The sequence below is a fragment of the Nostocoides sp. genome (assembly GCF_035343835.1).
In the GTDB taxonomy this organism is placed as follows: Bacteria; Actinomycetota; Actinomycetes; order Actinomycetales; family Dermatophilaceae; genus Nostocoides_A; species Nostocoides_A vanveenii.
In genome coordinates this window covers 1-2064 of record NZ_DAOQZV010000369.1, presented here as the reverse complement: position 1 = coordinate 2064, position 2064 = coordinate 1, and the positions used below count along the sequence as shown (strand labels likewise).

Sequence of the window (2064 nt, the reverse complement as noted above, 5' to 3'; positions counted from 1 at the left end):
CTTAGTGTCGTCGACGTGTCGGGGTCGATGCTGGAGAAGGCCGGCACCCTGACCCGGATCGACCTGGCCGTCGGCGCCGTCAACGACTCGATTGCCGAGTTGCCCGACGACGCGCGCGCGGGTCTGTGGGTCTTCTCCAGCGTCGGCCAGGCCGGACGCGACTACCAGCCCCTGATCCCCTTCGCCACCCTGGGCAAGGCCACCGACCCGAACAGCCACCGCAATGCGCTGCGGCAGGCGGCGCTCGGGATGCCGAAGCTGGTCCGCGGCGACACCGAGCTCTACGACACCATCTGGGCGGCCTATTAGGCCGCGCAGGCCGACGACCGGCCGCAGATCGAGAACCTCGTCATGGTGATCACCGACGGTGACAATGACGACCCCACCGGTGGGTGAGCGAGGCCCAGTTGATCGCCAAGCTCAGGGCGGCCGGTCGCTCGGACAAGCGGGTCCGGCTCGTGCTGATCGGCATGGGTCCCGCCCCTGACATCAAGGCCATGCGCCGCGTGACCGACGCCGTCGACGGCCCACGGTGGCCCGCAATCCCGCCGACCTGTCCGGGGTTTTCGCCAGCGCCTTGTGAGCCCAGCCCATCTCGCAGCGCAAGGAGCAACCCGGCGGCTCGTTAGGATGGCGGGGTTGGCCGGCGCCCCGCGCCGGGAATCCCCTCCGAGCCTGGGAGTCGCGCCCTCGTGACCAGCCGACCTGCTGCCGTCATCATCCTCGCCGCCGGCGAAGGCACGCGGATGAAATCCGATCTGGCCAAGGTCTTGCACCCCATCGGGGGCACCGCCTTGGTCGGCCACGCGATCCGCGCCGCCCGCGCCACAGGCGCCGAGCAGGTGGAGGTCGTCGTCCGCCACCAACGCGACCAGGTCATCGCCTTCTGCACCGCCTTCGACGCCGGATTGCAGGTCGCCGACCAGGACGACCAGAAGGGCACTGGCCGCGCCGTGGAGTGCGGCCTCGCCGCGTTGCCCAGCGACCTGACGGGCACCATTTTGGTGACCTATGGCGATGTGCCCCTGCTGACCGGTGAGACGCTCATCGCCCTGACCGAACGGCATACGGCAAGCGGCAGCGCGGTCACCGTGGTGACCTCGGTCATCGATGACCCGACGGGGTATGGCCGCGTCGTGCGCGACGCGGACGGGCAGGTCGCCGCCATCGTCGAGCAGAAGGACGCGACGCCCGACCAGCTCGGCATCCGGGAGATCAACTCCGGAATCTATGCCTTTGACGCCGACGTGCTGCGTGCCGCCCTGCCCCAGCTGAGCACCGAGAACGCCCAACGGGAGAAGTACCTCACCGATGTCGTCACGATTGCTCGCGCCACGGGCCGTGCCGTGGACGCCCACGTCATCGACGACAAGTGGCAGACCGAGGGGGTCAACGACCGGGCTCAGCTCGCGACCTTGGGCCGGGTGCTCAACGACCGGATCTGCGATCGGCACATGCGCGCCGGCGTGACCATTGTCGACCCGGCGAGCACCTGGATCGATGTGGACGTCACCATCGGCCAAGACACCACTATCTTGCCGGGCACCCAACTGCTCGGCGCCACCTCGATCGGCCGGCAGGCCACGATCGGGCCGGAGGTGACCATCCGGGACAGCGAGATCGGCGATCGGGCGCACGTGCGCCGGGCCGAGGTCGACACCGCGCTCGTCGCAGCCGACGCCACCGTCGGCCCCTACAGCTATCTGCGCGCCGGGACCGAACTGGGCGAAGGCGGCAAGATCGGCGGTTTCGTCGAGACCAAGAACGCCAAGATCGGGCCCAAGGCCAAGGTTCCGCACCTGACCTACTGCGGTGACGCCACGATCGGCGCCGGCGCCAATATCGGGGCCGGCACGATCTTCGCCAACTACGACGGCGTCCGCAAACACCGCACCGTGATCGGCGCGCAGAGCTTCGTCGGCTCCGACAGCGTGCTGATCGCGCCCGTCACGGTCGGCGATGGGGCGTATGTCGCGGCCGGGTCGGCGCTGACCCATGACGTGCGGCCGGGGCAGATCGCCGTCGCCCGCGGCAAGCAACGCAATGTCGACGGCTGGGTGGCCC

At 69.6% G+C, this 2064-nt stretch carries 2 protein-coding genes; both read left to right on the top strand.

Going from position 1 to position 2064, the window contains the following annotated elements; all coding sequences use genetic code 11:
• Positions 1-309 (top strand): VWA domain-containing protein (locus PKH97_RS16195; protein ID WP_324388638.1); only part of this gene is annotated, 309 nt, incomplete at its 5' end.
• 437 nt (positions 310-746) lie between these two features.
• Positions 747-2064: bifunctional UDP-N-acetylglucosamine diphosphorylase/glucosamine-1-phosphate N-acetyltransferase GlmU (gene glmU, locus PKH97_RS16190; RefSeq protein ID WP_324388639.1), on the top strand; the 1318-nt coding region annotated here is incomplete at its 3' end.